We start from the raw sequence: 17024 nt of genomic DNA on the forward strand, positions 1-17024 counted from the left end.
GAGGCTACGACGACTATGGGCGCACGGGACGTATCGGCGGGCGGGCATAAGCCGTAGCCTCCCCGCGTGTGCCCGCGGCTTCTGCAGGTGATCGATTTCGCTGCGACTTGCTTGCATGCGCAGCATGGCCCTCAGCGCCACCGCGCTCGCGAGACGAGGATTCCAAGGACTGCAAGATGCGCACCACGGGAAAGCTGCTCTATACGGCCAAGACACGGACCTCTCAGGGACGAGAGAATGGCATCGCACGCAGCTCCGATGGGCAACTCGACATAAGGCTTGCGGCCCCCGGATCGGCTCGCATCGGCACCAACCCGGAGCAATTATTTGCTGTGGCTTGGTCGGCCTGCTTTCAAACAGCAATCGTGCAAGTGGCCCGCAAACAGAAAATTGCCTTGCCGGCCTCTCCCGCTATCGACGCTGAGGTAGACCTAAAAATGGAAAACGACAGTTACTTCATCAGTGCTCGGCTCAATATTAGCTTGCCCGGTGTTGATCGAACGGTCGCCCAGGCTCTGGTGAACGAAGCGCATCAGATCTGCGCGTACTCGAAAGCAACGCGCGGCAACATCGGCGTGACGATCAGCTTGATCTGACCGCGCAGTTGGGCCGACTCGCCGCAGTCATTGCCCGTTTGCCCAGCTGGCTCTTTTCCTCCAGCTTTTGATCAGCACACGGTGAGCCTCGCAGGATCTAACAAAGCATCACATCCTATAACGGGCGCTTCTCGCGGCGTCGGAGTAGATGCTGAGGCAGAAAATGGGTCCCTAACGCAAGCGAGGTCACCATGAGAACATCAGGATTGACTATGATCTTTGACCGCTTGCCCTCGTCCAGGCCGACAGCGCCCACGCAACTTGATCCCGGGCCCCAACCAAGCGTGACAGGCGAAATTGCATTCGGACCGTTTCGTCTGTTCCCGAGGCAGTTTCTTTTGTTGGAGGGAGACAAACCGGTACCGCTCGGAAGTCGCGCGCTGGGCATCCTGATCGCCTTGCTTGAACGCCCAGGCGAGCTGGTCAGCAAGCAGGAACTGATGGCCCGCGTTTGGCCCGATGTCTTTGTCGTGCCCACCAATCTCACCGTCCACATCTCCGGATTGCGCCGTGTTTTGCGCGACGGACGAGATGGAAATCGGTTCATCATCAACATCCCAGGGCGCGGCTACCAATTCGTTGCTTCAGTCCACACGCCGCCTCAACGGAAAGCGTCGCTTGAAACGATGCGCCCGATTGTTCCGCCGCTTGAAGAGCGCCTTCAGATTCAAGCGCTTTCAGAGCGCGGGGCGTACGGCTTTCCCACTGCGGGCCCTTGAGACTCTGCAGACACGCGGATGCGAACGCGTACCGTGGACGACACCTTCGATCACGAAGGCGATCGGCCTGTCGGCAATCCGTCAACTCAGAAGCGGCCTCGCCCGAGAGCTCGACAGTTTTCGAGACGTTGAACATAAGCCAGGAAGGCGCCGTCCTTTTCGCCGACATAGCTGCCCCGTCCATGAATCTGCTAGGGCCTGCACTGGTGCGCGACCTGGTTTCCCTCATTCAGCAGTCCGAGGCCAATAGTGCCCTCAAGGTACTCGTGTTCAGAAGCTCCGTTCCCGACTTCTTCATCTCACACGTCGACGTCACCAAGATCAAAGACTATCGGCACGAAGCAGCGATCGCACTGCTGTTTCGCTACCTCAGCGCAAGCCGCCTTGTCACCATCGCCCAGATCGAAGGCCGCGTGCGCATCCGCTTTGGCGAAAATTGGGTCAGAAAGCCGACCTTGCGTTCAGCCTGGACTAGGACCCCTTTGCCGGGGCGAAACCGGGGTCTGATTTCGCGGTCGCCAAGGCGGTTTTGCCTCCCACTGGCTCGGTGCGGGTTTCCAAAGATCACAGGTCGCGGGCTTGGGCTGACTACGCGATGCGCAATAGCTCGCGCAGGCGGATCGGCAATCGGGGCGAGGCTTGCAGTTCGGCACAGCTCCCCTCCCATCGCTTCAGATACTCGGCGATCGGGAGACCGGTGCGGCCGGGCCAGCGATTGAGTGCGCCCAATGCCTCGACGCAGTCGGGCGCCGCCTCGTACTCGGCGAGAATGGCCAAGGACATCGCCTGCCCGTAAGGAACAAGCGCGGTGGCTTCGATCTCGCCGCGATGCACCTCGAACCACGCCGCGGCTCCAGGGGTGAACCCTTGGCTGTCAGCTAGGTCGGTATAGTTACGGATGATGTTCTCGCGATATTCAGCGATGGCATCGCCGAAAGCGTTGTCGCCTGCGAAGGGCGGGGACTCCTTCCAGCTTTTCGCCAGGCGCCCCAGGCCGCGCAGCGAGAAGGCTTCCACCATCGCTTCCTCGAGCCATTGGCAGGGCGCTGCCGGCTTGGCGTCGGCCTGCCAGCTGTTGGCCGCGACATGGCCGAGCTCATGTCCGAACTGGTAGGCAAGCTTCGACCAGTCGCGTTCGCCAATATCCACAATGATCCACGCCATGGTGCTGCCGTCTGCGTGCAACCAGACGGCCGGGGACCCCGAAGGGTGCTCGTCGACGCGCAGCCGCGTCGGCTGGCGGTCCGAGACGGGGCGCACGCCGTCCAAGCAGGCGTGCCGCATGCGCTCGATGACTTGATCGGCCGCGCGTGGCAGCATGTGGCCCCAGTTGCCTGCGAGTTCGATTGGGGCCGAAAGCAGAGCCTGAGAAAGCTGGCGTGGGGGAGAAAGCTGTGCTGCCATAGCCTGCGGTCTCATCTCGGTGTTGCACCGCTGCATTAACGCTGTAGGCACGAAGCTTGCGACACCAGCGCCGGCGACCATCGCGTTGAACTCGCGCCGTCTCATCCAATCTGCCCAATTTTCATGCCGCTCGGCCCGCGGCCATTTCCGCCGAGATGCTAGGACCGGCACACGAAGTCTGCTCAATCTATGTGGATCCGTCGAGGGGCTGATAGCCTCCTTGACTCATTCTTTCCCACATTGCTCGGCCTTCCTCACAAGCCTGTTCGCTTGCCTCCCTGTGATCTTCAACTCGCAGCAAAGCGTCGCGAACCTCATCTGCCTTGACAACGGCAAGCGCCGGGTCGCGGTCATCGGTGCCAAAACTGATGACCAAATGGTCGCCCTTCAAGTCCCAAGCCAGTCCGGCGGCGAACTCGCTGGCCACCTTTCGAAAAAAGAAGCGGCGCGTCAAACGTGCGAGGCGGTTGTCTGCAGCGAGCCAGATAAACCGATGAAAGTAATTCCGCCTTGTCCCTGCGAGCTCCCATTCATGGATCAGCATGAGCCATCCACCATCAAAGGGAATGGCCTGAGTTCCACCGCGGAAATTCTCTACCGCAATCGATGCAGGTTCGTGAAAAAGAACCTCTCCCGAGTCACTTATTATGCGGGTCGGATCAACCGAATAGATGAAACGCAACTCGTTCTCGAAAAGCAGCGGCATCCAGTTTTTTTCCCACTGTATTTGCGCTCCAGACGGGAGCACGCGCCAGTCGGCAAAAACGTACTGTCCAGGCGATGGTTGGTCGATGCGAGCAAGCACCATTTCCGCACGCCCTTGTTCATTTAGTTGCCGCACGCACGAAAGGCACCAAAGCTGGCCGTGCCAGATCAGAGGACGTGGATCCTCGAAGCCAAGCGAGTCGAAATGCCGTGGTGGCGGCATATCCACCGGTTGCAATACTTCCCCAGATGATCTGATTTTAAAGCGATCATCCAGATTAAACAGCAATGTTCTCTGTCGAAAAGAAGTATCTCCATGTCGATCAAAGAACCCGCTCTCCAGGAAATCGTAGTTCACAGAGCGAACCAATACAACGTAACCCTCACCGGAGCGGGCAATAGAGACATTTCCGGCTTTATAGCCATCCGGCGTCGGCACAGACAATGGATGGAAAATCATCGATGGCATCAACGCATTGGCCGGTTCTGCATACCATCGGTAGTTGTATCTAGCTAATCCTCTCGCGTTATCGGCTACATCGCGGGCCAACGATAACCAGTTACAGATTTGACGTCCTCGCTCCTTCTTCGCGGGGTCGTGAGAATATGAGGCCGCTATGGCAAAGGCCTCCTTGATGCCCGATGAATAGACTGGCGGTTCGATGCCGATACCGCCTTCTTGAGGCAAGGTAAGCACAAGGCCTGCTTCGGCATAGCTGGCCGCGATATCGCCGCGGGATTTGCCAAGGTAGTAGTGAGCCAAAGCGTGGAGTGGTTCGCCTCGATCAGGTCTAGAGCGAAACGCCTCGAGGGCACCACGTACAAAGCCACCTTCATCACCGGCCCCACGCAAGCAGGTCGCCATCAGCCATCGCGCATGCCAGTTTTCTTCGAGCGAAGTCTCCATACGGGCATATCTGCAAAATGTCACTGCCGCTTCGAACATCCGGCCGCTATCGTAATAGCGTTGTGCCAGCACGCGCCAATCACGGAGATCGGAACTACTGTCCAAGTTCGTTTGGAGCAATCTGCTGAAATCATGTTCTATAGAACCAATCTTCGAGTCAGCTGCGATGATTGACATCGGCTTAATCAGGTAGTTCTTGATGCCATCATATCGTTGATATTCGTCGACAAGTTGATAGGATGCTCTTTCACACCACTGAGAAAATTCTTGCAGTCTATGAATCCAGACTTCTACAAAAATAGTAGGTCTGTTTTTTTCGATTATCCTCTCAAGGCCAGATAGTATTTTAATCTCTGTCTCTTCTACATCAATTTTGATGAAATCAACCGATTGGTCAATTAGTAAGGAATCTCCATCGATTGCAGAAATTTCCCCTGACGCATCTTCCCAATAGCAGGTGTGTCCCATGTTGTTCTGCTGCGGTGTCGACTGCCGCAGGCGCGATTTCCTGTCACTCAGGGCGATACCAAGATATTTCGTATCTACATTGCCACACTCGTTAAGAAGTATGTTCTCCTTTAATATAGATATGGCCTTCTGATTCGGCTCTATTGGTATAACCAATTTTGCGTCAAGAAATTTTGAAAAGAAAATCGTGTGATTTCCGACGTTTGCTCCGATATCAAAAAATACATATCCGGTATTGCAGTGCCTTGAAATCAGTTCCAACTCTTCTTCTTCGTAAAAAGACCCATTATCATGAAATTTCATGATTTCATCGTGCGGATTCGTAACTAAGAATTTTATATTCTTGTTACGTATTTTATTTTTTACAACAACACCATTGGGTCGAATTTCGCGGATTGGAAGGTCGCCTGCAGTCTTTCCGTTAAGTTCCTCACTTTTTTTGATAAAGAAGGCGAGATTGTCTTTTAGCCGCTGGTTGCTCGGATCGAGTTCGAGTGCCTTCTGCCCCCATTGCACCGCGCGGTTCATTACGTCGAGGCGCCACGCCGCGATCGCACCGAGATCATACAATCGAAAGCCCCAGCAGTTCGCGTCGTCCAGATAGCTTCCGGTGCGGTGCGTCTTCTCGATCCCATTGGTGCAGGCCCAGAACAGGTTCAACCAGTCGGCCTTGCCGTGGAATTCCTCGGCCAGATCGAGCCAAATCTCGCGCCGGTGCGGCGCTTCCATCCGGGCCTTGTCCAGCCAAGTTAATCTCTGCTCAGGCAGCATGCGCGCGATGTAACGCATTGCCTCGGAGCGTTCTTCCGCCCACTTGCTTGTCGGCAACGCAAGGTAGCGCTCAAGCAGTGGAACGGCCCGCTTTTGCTGGTTGGCCCACATCAAGTCCCGCCCTAGCCAGAAACAAATCTGCGCGTCGTCGGGGTCTTCCTTGTGTGCCACCTCCATCAGCGGCAGGTAGCTGCTCCTCGTTGGCTTGGCGAGATCCTGTACCTCGAACATGACGATGTCGCTGCTGTTCGCGGCGACTTCCGTTTCTCCAGCAAAGACCAGGGCTTCGTGGACTGGCCGCCTGAAGCGATATCCCCAGCGATGATGAAAGTTTTTTGCTGGCCAGTTTCGCAGCGGCGTCGGGTCATCGACACTCGATCTATAGACGGTCTGGCAATAAAGGGCTGTCGTCTCAGGCGTCCAGGCAGCCTCAAGCTTTGCCCGCCAGCCGGGCTCAAGATACCGGTCCATGTCCATTGTACAGCACACATCGACGTCGGGCGGGATCAGTGCCATGGCGGCGTTACGGGCGTCGTCGAAACGCCATGGGCGGATCGCTATCCTGTGCACGGTAACGCCTGCAGCGGTCAGCCGCTCCACCGTGTCGTCGGTGCTGCCGGTGTCGGCCACAATGCGATAGTCGGCATCGACGGCAGAATTGGCCCAGCGCTCGGCGTTTGCGGCTTCGTTCAAGGCGATGGTGTAGACGGCGACTTTCACTGTGCTCTGCTCGCTTGCGGGCTGGGGGCAAGACTTGGCCTAGCGGACATGCCCGACGCGCCCTTGCGAATAGCCACCAGGCCACCCAGTAGCTTCGCCCGGTTCAACTCATAATGGCTGTCGAAGAACAGGATCTCGGCGAACTGATCGGCAAGCGCGCTCACACCCAACGGATCGACCGAGCGGGCCGTGCCGTGGTCCTTGATTTCGCGCAGCAGGGTCTTGGTCAGCGTGATCTTGCCGAGATCCTCGCCGGGCGGCTGCCAGTCGAGGTCTTCGAGAAAATACCAGCCGCCTTCAGCAAGCAACGGGAAGAACTCGCGGAGCGTCAACTGCTCGTCGAACGAGGCGTGGCTGCCGTCGTCGATGATCACGTCGAGCGATCCCAGTTCTAGCTTTGCAGCGACGCCGCGCAGATCGTCCAGCTTGGATTGGTCACCGACAAACGACTTGAACCGTTCATTGTTGAGCTGCGAAAAATCCGTCAGGTCGACACCGATCACCTGGCAGAACGGAAAATAGCTTTGCCAAAGCGACACGGATGGGGTCTCGGTCTGGTTGCCCTCCGCCAAACCACGGCACAGGCCGATCTCCATCAGCCGCTGCATGGACAAGCGCCGGGGCGACAGCAGGCGATCGTAGATCCTCGCATAGCAGTGACGGTTACCGGTGTGCCGGTTCTTGTCAGTGTTGAAGCGATCGGCAAGGCTTGTGAAGCTTGGGAGGCTGTCAAGCGGGCTGATCAGCAGCGAAATCAGCGGCGCCCCTTCGCCGCCCGGCCGGGCCTCGTTGCGCGCCGTCCACAGGTGGATGCCGAACACCCGCTCATCGTTCAGATAGTCGGCCAATTCCGCTATCGGCTTCTCGAACCGGTCGATCTCATTCCAATCGATGGTGTTGAAGAACATCGGGCCGAACACCCATTCCCGCAGCGCGGCTCCCGCATCGGAGGCAATGTAGTCGGACAGAAGCTTGGGGCCGATGTCTCCGAATTCCTTGCCGCTGGTGTCATGGAAGCGCGAGATCGCCATCTCGTACAGCGCCCTGAGGTGGCGGCTGTAGGGCTTGGCATAGATGACGTTGCCGCAGACAAAATGACCTTTGTGCGATCCGCGCCATTGCAGATTGAAGAAATGATCGCCGCGAAACGGGAACGGCCGCAGCAGGATGACGTCTGAATCCATCCATAGCCCGCCATGCTCGTAGAGCAGGGCGTAGCGGAAGATATCGCTGAAATACCTGATCTCGGAGCCGGCGACGATCCGCTCGAACAAGGCCCGCGGCATGACGTCGTCGGCATTGCGGATTTCGATCCCGTGCGGGACGAGGAATTCGAGCTTCTCCGGTGCGTAGCTCCACACCCGCACCGGATGGCCCGCTACCCGCATCGACGTGGTGGCGGCAATCAAGGTACGATGCTCGGCCTTGTCGGACATCACCTGGTAGAAGCAGTTGATCTGCGGAAGCGCGGTGTCGTCGCTGCCAAGGAAGCGAGAAATCCGCGCGTCGAACCGGCGCGATCCTTCCCGTCGTTGCAGCGGTGAATCGACGTCGCGTAGAAACGGCGCTAGCTCATGAAAGATTTCGCCTGTCGACCTGATGCCGCTGGCGCCGAGGTCCTTGCCTTCCGACGCCGTCTGGCTGGCATCACCCATGGCCCCACCGTCTTCAGCGCGGTCAGCCTTGATCGCTGCTTTCGTTGGAGGACTGCTATGCCCGCCGGCCGGCGTCAGCCTCGACGCTGTATCAGCCACACCCGATGGCAGGCCATTCACATCCTCCAGCAGCGACCTCACTTCCGCCTCGTCGACGGCGGCGATCCAAGACTCACTATCGGTGACGCTGTAGGATATCAGCAAACGCCTTTCGTCGGGGTGCCACGCCAGCCCGGCAGCGAACTCGACGCCCTTTTTATCGAAGAAGAATGGACGACTTGCTTTTCGCAAGGCGTTGGCTTCATTGAACCAGACGAACCGGTGCAGGTAGTAACGCCGCTTCTCCGCGGTCCGCCACTGGACTTCATGGATCAAGGCGAGCCATCCGCCGGCGAATGCGATCAGCTGGGTTCCACCCCTGAAACTCTGGGCGGCAATCGCGGGAGAAGTTTCGCTGAGAGTCGAGCCCTGCTCGTCCACAATCCGGGTGGGGTCGCAGAGGTAGATGAACTGCAGCGTCTCTGCCGTCCCCCCCGCCGTGGCTGGCTTGACTTGCGGCATCCAGTTCTTCTCGTGCACACGCGATCCTGCCGGACGGAGCACGCGCCAGTCAGCCAGCCGGCAGGGGCCGGTCTCATCGATGCGCGCGACCACCTGCTCGCACCATGCCTCCGGCGTAAATTCGCGGACACATGCCGAGCCCCACAATTCGCCGTTGCAAGCAAATAGACGCAGATCCTCGAAGCCGATCACGCCTTTGTAAACGGGTTCCGGCATGTCTACCGGCGGCAGGATTTCTGTCGCCGACTCGATATCAAGTTCATTGCTCAATCGCAGCAGGAAGTTCCGCGTGCGAATCGCATCGCCGTCCTTGGTCTGATATTGGAGCCCGTTTTCGGTCATCGTGTAGTTCACGGCTCTTTGCGCGAGCACTATCTGCTTGCCCAATCGCGTCACCGAAGGATTGAGAGGCCGATAGCCGTCCGGTGCCGTGAAGCCAACCTCGCGTGCGCTGAAGGACGGCATCATTGTCTTGGCGGGCTGCACATAGAAGAACAGGTTGGACCACGCCAGCTCCCTCGGTCCGTCGTCGATTGTCCGGTTCAGCGCCAGCCAGTTGCATGCCGCGAAACCACGGTCCTTGCGCACGGGATCGCGCGCGTAGTTTGCCGCGATCGCAAACTCCTCCATCAGGCCCGTTGTATAGATGTAATCCTCGATAAACAGGATGTCCTGCTCGGGTCGCTTGATCGCCAGTCCCGCTTCCGAAAACAGTACGCTGGCGTCGTTCATCCCCTTGTCGCGGTAGAACCGGGCCAGGTCATAGAGCGGCTCGGCACGTTGCGGTCGTTGATTGAAAGCGGCAAGCGCCTGCTCAATGAAGCCAGGCTCGTCGCCGAGTTTGCGCAGGCAGCGAGCCCCTTGCAGGCGGGCATTCCACGCCTCCTCGTCCCAGCCGCCCATGGCGGCGCGTTTGGCGTAGGCCACCGCGGCCTCCGCCGTCCGCCCGGCGTCGCGATAGGATTGCGCCAGATAAAACCAGTAGCGTTGATTTTCCGGATCCTTCTCGAGCGCCTCGAGCAAAAGTTTCGCATCACGTTCGAATTTGTCGATCCGGTTCGATCCGCTGGCGTGGTCCTTGTACCAGGCGCCGCGTAGTTCCTGCACGCCCTCGGGCACGTCGAGATATTCGTGGGTCACGCCGTGGTAGCGCGCGCCGGCGTCGCGCCTGACCAGACGCGTGTTCCAATAGGCCAAGCCGGAATCCGCCCGCTGCAGCAGCCGGTAGCCGGAGCCGTCGAGCCGCGATCGGAAGCCCGCGTCCTCGACCACCAGTTCCATGTCGGCGTCGTCAAACAGCAGATAGTCGTAAGCGAGTGGCGAGGCATAGGCGTGATCGAGCGCTGCGTTGCGCGCCTGCTCGAAATTGTGGAATGGGAATTCGTGCAGCTCGCCCGGCAAGTTGCGTGCAGCGAAGAACGATTTGATAAAATCCTGGGTCCCGTCGGTCGAGCCGGTATCACCGATGACCCAGCAGTCGATGTGGTCGACAACCGCTCCGAGACAGCGTTGAAGATTCGCCATCTCGTTTTTGACGATCATGTTGAGGCAGAGCCGTTTGCCGTTCGTCATTCGTGATCTCTAGGCTCTCGATATGACTGTTGATGACGGGGACGGCTTGCGTGCCGCCGCGCCTTGCCGGATCCGCTTCGATGCAGATTTGCCGGGCTTCGATCGTTCATGCATTTCCCCCGCTGCCCCTACCCTCTTCCGGTCCGGTCGCCGGAACAGCCTGCACTTCCCAAAGATCCGATCATTCTTTCTCACGGATCATGCAGGTCGTCCTCTGGAAACCGCGTTTAACCTTATCCATCATGGTTAGCAGCCAGCCCCGCGCCAGCGGGCGGCAACCGCTACCGTGAAAGCATCGTGCCCGAACTGCAACCGCCGGCATCCACCACTTCCGTCCCGTTGACCGGTTTAGCTTGTGTATTTCGGCGCCATTTGCAGGCTGCCGTCAAGGTTGAGGCACCCACATCCGCTAGCACATTGCCAACCCGTCCGGCGTCGTCTGGGAGCGCCATCGCCGATGGGTTTGCATGGAAGATGGCGGCCTTCAACTGCGGCCTGAAGCAGGCGCGGTTGCAGGAAGGCTTATTAAGCGTATGATTTTCATAACGATTCTCTCACCCAGCCGCTGCTATAGCTACAGCGACACTACCTGCTTTCAGTTAATTTAGTAGTTGCTTAAGGGGCGCTCGCGGATTGGACGGCCTGCGAAATTCTTTCTCAGGGAGTTGAGTTAGAAGGGTCTGGGTTATCAAGGACGTTTCGCGGATCGGAAGGCGCGTCCACCGGGCGCGCTAATTATATGTCGCGACCATGTCCCCCCTTGGTTTGGAGGCGGACGGCTTCCCATTCCCTTGAGAATTGTCGCCAAGGCATCGGCGCCATCGTTGACGGGAGTGGGTGTTGAGTCGAGTCTTCCACGTGCGCACGGGAGGGGTGTCGAGCCTCGGTTCGGCTGGCCGCAAGACCATCAGGCGGCCGATCGCCCGGATATCCGGTTCGGTGAGCACCAATATGGCGCGAGGCAGACCCCGCCGCTCTGGACGCAACCGGCCATAAGCCTGAATCCGGACCAAACCAGACCGGCTTCGCCATCGGCCGCGTCTGCGGACTCGATGCCGACCCGGCGGTGGCGACCTCGAGTGTCGCAAATCACTTGTCGTTGAACGTCATTCATTTGAAGGACGACGGGCTTCGAGTCTCGGAGTTTTCTGACGAGCTGACGCCGAGCCTTCGGCGTAGCCTGGAGGGATTGCGTAGTGGGTGGGATCATATCGCCTGCCGACCGGCGGTGCCGTGGTGCAGCACCCCGTTTCGGACGGCGCAAATCCATTTGCAGACAAGCGCTGGAAACGATCGGCCAGACGCTGCAACCGATGCTTTGGACATCGGCGACCATCCCTTCATGGCAGTTGCGGGTGGCTCACGGCGGGGTCGTCCACGCTTCGCTGATCCGCCCCACGATGCGGCGCCGTTCGATGCCACGACGCCGCCAACCCGACGCCGCCAACCCGACAGAGACCATCCGCCCGCTCGATCCCGCCGACGACCTCGTCCGGCGCAGCCGATCGGCGGCGACTGAAAATTGAGCGTGACGACAGAAAAACGCCGCGGCGCATTCGTCGCTGACCAGGGAGAGTATTATGAGCTACATAGCAGGGTTTGCTGTCATGGAAGTTGCCGTTAGAGGCGTCTTGCCCATCGGCGACACGACCGAAAATGTGCCTTATTTTATCCTGGACACCGCCAAGAGCGCCATCGTCGGTCAGGTCATTCTTCCCAAGGCCGCCAAGCGAAGCCTCGCCGTCGCTGTCACCGTCAAGGTTCCCGCCGCAGCCGGCTCATTTGCGATTGGCACGTTTGACGATGCCGGGAATTTCCAGGCCTGCAGCTTCCTCCGCGTAGAGAGCCCCGCTGTCGACCGTCCCGACGGCGCCGTCGGCCCGTCAGGAAGATGACCGCCCAACCTCCTTGTCGTTGTCGCGACCGCACGCCGGCCTAGCCGTCGCGCGGTTTTCCCTTGGATTGAGTTCAAAGCCAACAGGAGCCAGTCATGGCCCGTGCCTCTGAAATTCTCTTTGTCGATCCTTCAGTCTCCGATCTCAACACGGTTCTCGCCAATCTGAGGGCCGAAGTCCGGGCTGTCGTGCTCGACGGCCGCAAGCCGGCGGCGCGGCAGATCGCTGCCGCGCTCGCAGGGCACGAGGGGCTCGACGCTGTCCACGTCATCGCGCATGGCGCACCCGGCCGGGTTAGCTTCACGGCAGGAGAGTGGTCGGCCGCCACACTGAAGGAAGATGCTGAGGATCTTGCCGCAATCGGCAGGGCGCTTGCCGCTGACGGCGAATTGCGACTGTGGAGCTGCGAGACAGCGTCCGGCAATGCCGGCGAGACATTCGTGGCGGCGCTCGAACGGACCGTCGGCGCGAACGTCTGCGCATCGAGGTCGCTGATTGGCGCGGCCAAGCTGGGTGGCTCTTGGGAGATGCCCGAAAACACGGCCGGCTCGGGCTTGCCGCCGATGACATCGGTTGGCGTGGCGGCCTACACCGGGGTCCTTGCAGGGGGCAATTTGACACTCACGGGTACTGTCGCAGCTGGAAGCAGTAAGAGCATCAATACATTTTTCATAATCGATACAACAACCAACACCGTTGTCGGAAGCTTCGTTCTTCCAACCTCCGCTAATACTGTTGCCCCAAATTTTTCTATAACTATTTCTATCCCAGATACTTTGCATGACTACGCAATATATGACAGCGGATTTAACAGCTATGGCACGCTGCTGCACAACGCTGGCGGAACTGCGTTCGCGCTCGGCCCCGATGTTGGCAACAACGGCAAAAACGGTGACACATTTATTGGCGGTAACCTAGCCGTTACGAGCCAAGGCGCGACAGGCCCGGCGGGGCCCACGGGCGCGACCGGCGCCACAGGTGCAACGGGCGCCACGGGCGCGACAGGAGCCACAGGCTCTACTGGCGCGAGTGGCTCATCGGGTGCGACTGGCTCGACCGGCGCCACGGGCGCTACTGGTGCAACCGGCTCGACCGGAGCCACAGGTTCTACGGGTGCAAGTGGTTCGACGGGACCGACTGGCGCGACAGGTGCCACAGGCGCGACTGGTGCAACCGGCTCGACCGGCGCCACAGGCTCTACGGGTGCGAGTGGTTCGACGGGACCGACTGGCGCCACAGGTGCGACTGGGGCGACTGGTGCGACGGGCTCTACTGGCGCAAGCGGCTCGACGGGAGCCACAGGTTCTACGGGTGCAAGCGGCTCGACGGGAGCGACTGGCGCAACCGGAGCGACAGGTGATACCGGCGCCGCCGGTTCCACTGGCGCCACGGGTTCGACTGGAGCAACTGGTTCGACCGGTGCAACAGGCTCGACCGGCGCGACCGGCTCGACCGGTGCGACTGGTGCCACCGGCTCTACCGGAGCGACCGGCTCAACCGGAGCGACTGGCTCAACCGGTGCCACGGGCGATACCGGTGCAACCGGCACCACTGGTGCGACCGGGTCGACTGGCGCCACGGGCTCGACAGGTGCAACCGGGTCGACGGGTGCGACTGGCGATACCGGAGCAACCGGCTCGACCGGTGCGACAGGTTCTACTGGTGCAACCGGAGCCACAGGTGCGACCGGCGATACGGGAGCGACTGGCTCTACTGGTGCGACAGGCTCTACGGGTGCAACAGGCGCGACCGGCTCGACCGGTGCGACTGGTGCCACCGGCTCTACCGGAGCGACCGGCTCAACCGGAGCGACTGGCTCAACCGGTGCCACGGGCGATACCGGTGCAACCGGCACCACTGGTGCGACCGGGTCGACTGGCGCCACGGGCTCGACAGGTGCAACCGGGTCGACGGGTGCGACTGGCGATACCGGAGCAACCGGTTCTACTGGTGCAACCGGAGCCACAGGTGCGACCGGCGATACGGGAGCGACTGGCTCTACTGGTGCGACAGGCTCTACGGGTGCAACAGGCGCGACCGGTGCGACCGGTGCGACTGGTGCCACCGGCTCTACCGGTGCCACTGGCTCTACTGGTGCCACTGGCTCGACCGGTGCAACGGGTGATACCGGAGCGACCGGCTCGACTGGCGCAACCGGAACCACAGGCGCGACCGGCGATACGGGAGCGACTGGCTCTACTGGTGCGACAGGCTCTACGGGTGCAACAGGTGCGACCGGCTCGACCGGTGCGACTGGTGCCACCGGCTCTACCGGTGCCACTGGCTCGACCGGTGCAACGGGTGATACCGGAGCGACCGGCTCGACTGGCGCAACCGGAGCCACAGGCGCGACCGGCGATACGGGAGCGACTGGCTCTACTGGTGCGACAGGCTCTACGGGTGCAACAGGTGCGACCGGCTCGACCGGTGCGACTGGTGCCACCGGCTCTACCGGTGCCACTGGCTCTACTGGTGCCACTGGCTCGACCGGTGCAACGGGTGATACCGGAGCGACCGGCTCGACTGGCGCAACCGGAGCCACAGGCGCGACCGGAGCCACAGGTGCGACCGGAGCGACGGGCGCGACCGGAGCCACAGGTGCTACGGGCTCGACCGGTGCAACCGGCTCGACTGGTGCCACGGGTGGTACGGGTGCAACAGGCTCGACCGGCGCCACCGGTTCGACCGGCGCAACAGGTTCGACCGGAGCAACTGGCTCGACCGGCGCAACCGGCTCGACCGGTGCGACAGGCTCGACTGGTGCAACTGGCTCGACCGGTGCCACGGGCTCGACTGGAGCAACGGGCTCGACCGGAGCAACTGGTTCGACCGGCGCAACGGGCTCGACCGGCGCAACGGGCTCGACCGGCGCAACCGGCTCGACCGGAGCAACAGGTTCGACCGGAGCGACAGGCTCGACTGGAGCAACGGGCTCGACTGGTGCAACGGGCTCGACCGGCGCAACTGGTTCGACCGGAGCAACGGGCTCGACTGGTGCCACCGGTTCGACCGGTGCGACAGGCTCGACCGGAGCAACGGGCTCGACAGGTGCGACTGGCTCGACTGGTGCCACCGGTTCGACTGGAGCAACGGGCTCGACCGGTGCCACCGGCTCGACAGGTGCGACTGGCTCGACTGGTGCAACTGGCTCGACCGGAGCGACAGGCTCGACTGGTGCAACTGGTTCGACGGGCGCGACGGGTGATACTGGAGCGACCGGCGCGACCGGAGCAACTGGCGACACCGGAGCGACTGGAGCCACGGGTGCGACTGGCGATACCGGCGCGACCGGAGCGACTGGCGCAACGGGTGACACTGGAGCGACCGGAGCCACGGGTGCGACTGGCGACACCGGAGCGACCGGCGCCACGGGTGCAACTGGTGATACCGGAGCGACTGGTGCGACCGGAGCAACTGGCGACACCGGAGCGACCGGCGCTACGGGTGCGACTGGTGATACCGGAGCGACTGGTGCGACCGGGGCAACTGGCGACACCGGAGCGACCGGAGCCACAGGTGCCACTGGCGATACCGGAGCGACTGGTGCGACCGGAGCAACTGGCGACACCGGAGCGACCGGAGCCACGGGTGCCACTGGTGATACCGGAGCGACTGGTGCGACCGGAGCAACTGGCGACACCGGCGCAACCGGAGCCACGGGTGCCACCGGTGATACCGGAGCGACTGGTGCGACCGGGGCAACTGGCGACACCGGCGCAACCGGAGCCACGGGTGCCACTGGCGATACCGGAGCGACTGGTGCGACCGGAGCAACTGGCGACACCGGCGCGACCGGAGCCACGGGTGCCACCGGCGATACCGGAGCGACTGGTGCGACCGGAGCAACTGGCGACACCGGCACAACCGGAGCCACGGGTGCCACTGGCGATACCGGAGCGACTGGTGCGACCGGAGCAACTGGCGATACCGGCGCGACCGGAGCCACGGGTGCAACTGGCGACACCGGAGCGACCGGAGCCACAGGTGCCACTGGCGATACCGGAGCGACTGGTGCGACCGGAGCAACTGGCGACACCGGAGCGACCGGAGCCACGGGTGCCACTGGTGATACCGGAGCGACTGGTGCGACGGGTGCAACTGGGGATACCGGCGCGACCGGAGCCACGGGTGCCACCGGTGATACCGGAGCGACCGGAGCCACGGGTGCCACTGGCGATACCGGAGCGACCGGAGCAACTGGCGACACCGGCGCGACCGGCGCCACGGGTGCCACTGGCGATACCGGAGCAACTGGTGCGACCGGGGCAACTGGAGCGACTGGCGACACTGGAGCGACCGGCGCAACCGGAGCAACTGGTGCGACCGGGGCAACTGGAGCAACCGGCTCGACTGGTGCAACCGGCTCGACTGGTGCCACAGGTTCGACTGGGGCAACGGGTGCGACTGGTGCAACCGGCTCGCAAGGTCCGACAGGCCCGACCGGAGGAACCGGTTCGGGTGGTGGTACTGGTGGTCATGGCAATAACGGCTTCGGCAATGGAGATCAGGATGCGCCTGGCAATTCCGGGAACCATAACAATGCCGAAAACGGCCCTGGTCACAAAGCCAACGTCACGGCCAATACGCTCGGGCTCAAGGACACGGCGCAATTCCTGCAGTCCGGCTCGACTGATGGCGGCGGCGGTTCCGGCGGCCATGCGTCGGTCCGCAACCTGATCGGCCTTGCGGCGACTTCTGTGACGACAGACCTGCTGAATGTCCTCAAGACATCAGGCGGATCTGGGAACAACCAGAACAAGCCTTCCGGGGCGAGCACGGATCTCACCTTGGATCAGACCAAGCCTGGCGCCGGCTACGCCAGCAACGAGCACACCGTCAAGACGTCCCTGAAGGATCTCTTGAAGCCGCACGAGTGAGCGGCGAATGGACCTGGACCGTGACTGGTCCAGGTTGGAAAACGGGCGCGCGGGCTTCGCTGGAAAGCGGGGTCCGCGCGCCGATCATTCCCTTCTATCGGTTCGCGCAGCCGCAGCGCCTGGCCATCGACCGTGTCAGCCGCCAGCCGGCGTTCCGGCAAGGTCCGCGGCCGG

The 17024-nt window shown here is 61.4% G+C and carries 7 protein-coding genes; 4 read left to right on the top strand and 3 right to left on the bottom strand.

The window, feature by feature from the left end:
• Positions 1-176: 176 nt before the first annotated feature.
• Positions 177-596 carry an organic hydroperoxide resistance protein gene (locus tag JN279_RS32270; protein ID WP_096454864.1) on the top strand — a complete coding sequence of 140 codons (420 nt, stop codon included), beginning with the start codon at positions 177-179 and terminating at the stop codon, positions 594-596.
• 212 nt (positions 597-808) lie between these two features.
• The gene (locus JN279_RS32275) at positions 809-1315 is read left to right on the top strand and encodes a winged helix-turn-helix domain-containing protein (RefSeq protein WP_202351203.1); all 507 of its coding nucleotides are present in this window, start codon (positions 809-811) and stop codon (positions 1313-1315) included.
• Between the two features lie 588 nt (positions 1316-1903).
• Here JN279_RS32275 and JN279_RS32280 read toward each other — a convergent pair.
• The 3 genes from JN279_RS32280 to JN279_RS32290 all read right to left on the bottom strand — a co-directional run bounded on the left by JN279_RS32280 (position 1904) and on the right by JN279_RS32290 (position 10078).
• Positions 1904-2719, bottom strand: a complete 816-nt coding sequence (locus JN279_RS32280; protein ID WP_244734219.1) for a hypothetical protein — start codon at positions 2717-2719, stop codon at positions 1904-1906.
• Positions 2720-2906: 187 nt separating this feature from the next.
• Positions 2907-6290: an FkbM family methyltransferase gene (locus tag JN279_RS32285; RefSeq protein ID WP_096454860.1), complete on the bottom strand. Its 3384-nt coding sequence runs from the start codon at positions 6288-6290 to the stop codon at positions 2907-2909.
• A complete protein-coding gene (locus tag JN279_RS32290; protein ID WP_096454858.1) occupies positions 6287-10078 on the bottom strand; it encodes a glycosyltransferase in 3792 nt (1263 codons plus the stop codon). The genes JN279_RS32285 and JN279_RS32290 overlap by 4 nt, the downstream gene beginning before the upstream one ends.
• 1580 nt (positions 10079-11658) lie before the next feature.
• Here JN279_RS32290 and JN279_RS32295 point away from each other — a divergent pair.
• A complete protein-coding gene (locus JN279_RS32295; RefSeq protein ID WP_202351204.1) occupies positions 11659-11973 on the top strand; it encodes a hypothetical protein in 315 nt (104 codons plus the stop codon).
• A 95-nt stretch (positions 11974-12068) separates the two neighbouring features.
• Positions 12069-16850, top strand: a complete 4782-nt coding sequence (locus tag JN279_RS32300) for a DUF4347 domain-containing protein (protein WP_202351205.1) — start codon at positions 12069-12071, stop codon at positions 16848-16850.
• Positions 16851-17024 lie beyond the last annotated feature (174 nt).

Source organism: Mesorhizobium sp. 113-1-2 (assembly GCF_016756475.1).
Taxonomy (GTDB): domain Bacteria; phylum Pseudomonadota; class Alphaproteobacteria; order Rhizobiales; family Rhizobiaceae; genus Mesorhizobium; species Mesorhizobium loti_C.

Coding starts and splice junctions, on each gene's coding strand:
- JN279_RS32295 (WP_202351204.1), top strand. CDS start 11,659: ATGAGCTACATAGCAGGGTTTGCTGTCATGGAAGTTGCCGTTAGAGGC.
- JN279_RS32275 (WP_202351203.1), top strand. CDS start 809: ATGATCTTTGACCGCTTGCCCTCGTCCAGGCCGACAGCGCCCACGCAA.
- JN279_RS32290 (WP_096454858.1), bottom strand. CDS start 10,078: ATGACGAACGGCAAACGGCTCTGCCTCAACATGATCGTCAAAAACGAG.
- JN279_RS32270 (WP_096454864.1), top strand. CDS start 177: ATGCGCACCACGGGAAAGCTGCTCTATACGGCCAAGACACGGACCTCT.
- JN279_RS32300 (WP_202351205.1), top strand. CDS start 12,069: ATGGCCCGTGCCTCTGAAATTCTCTTTGTCGATCCTTCAGTCTCCGAT.
- JN279_RS32280 (WP_244734219.1), bottom strand. CDS start 2,719: ATGGCAGCACAGCTTTCTCCCCCACGCCAGCTTTCTCAGGCTCTGCTT.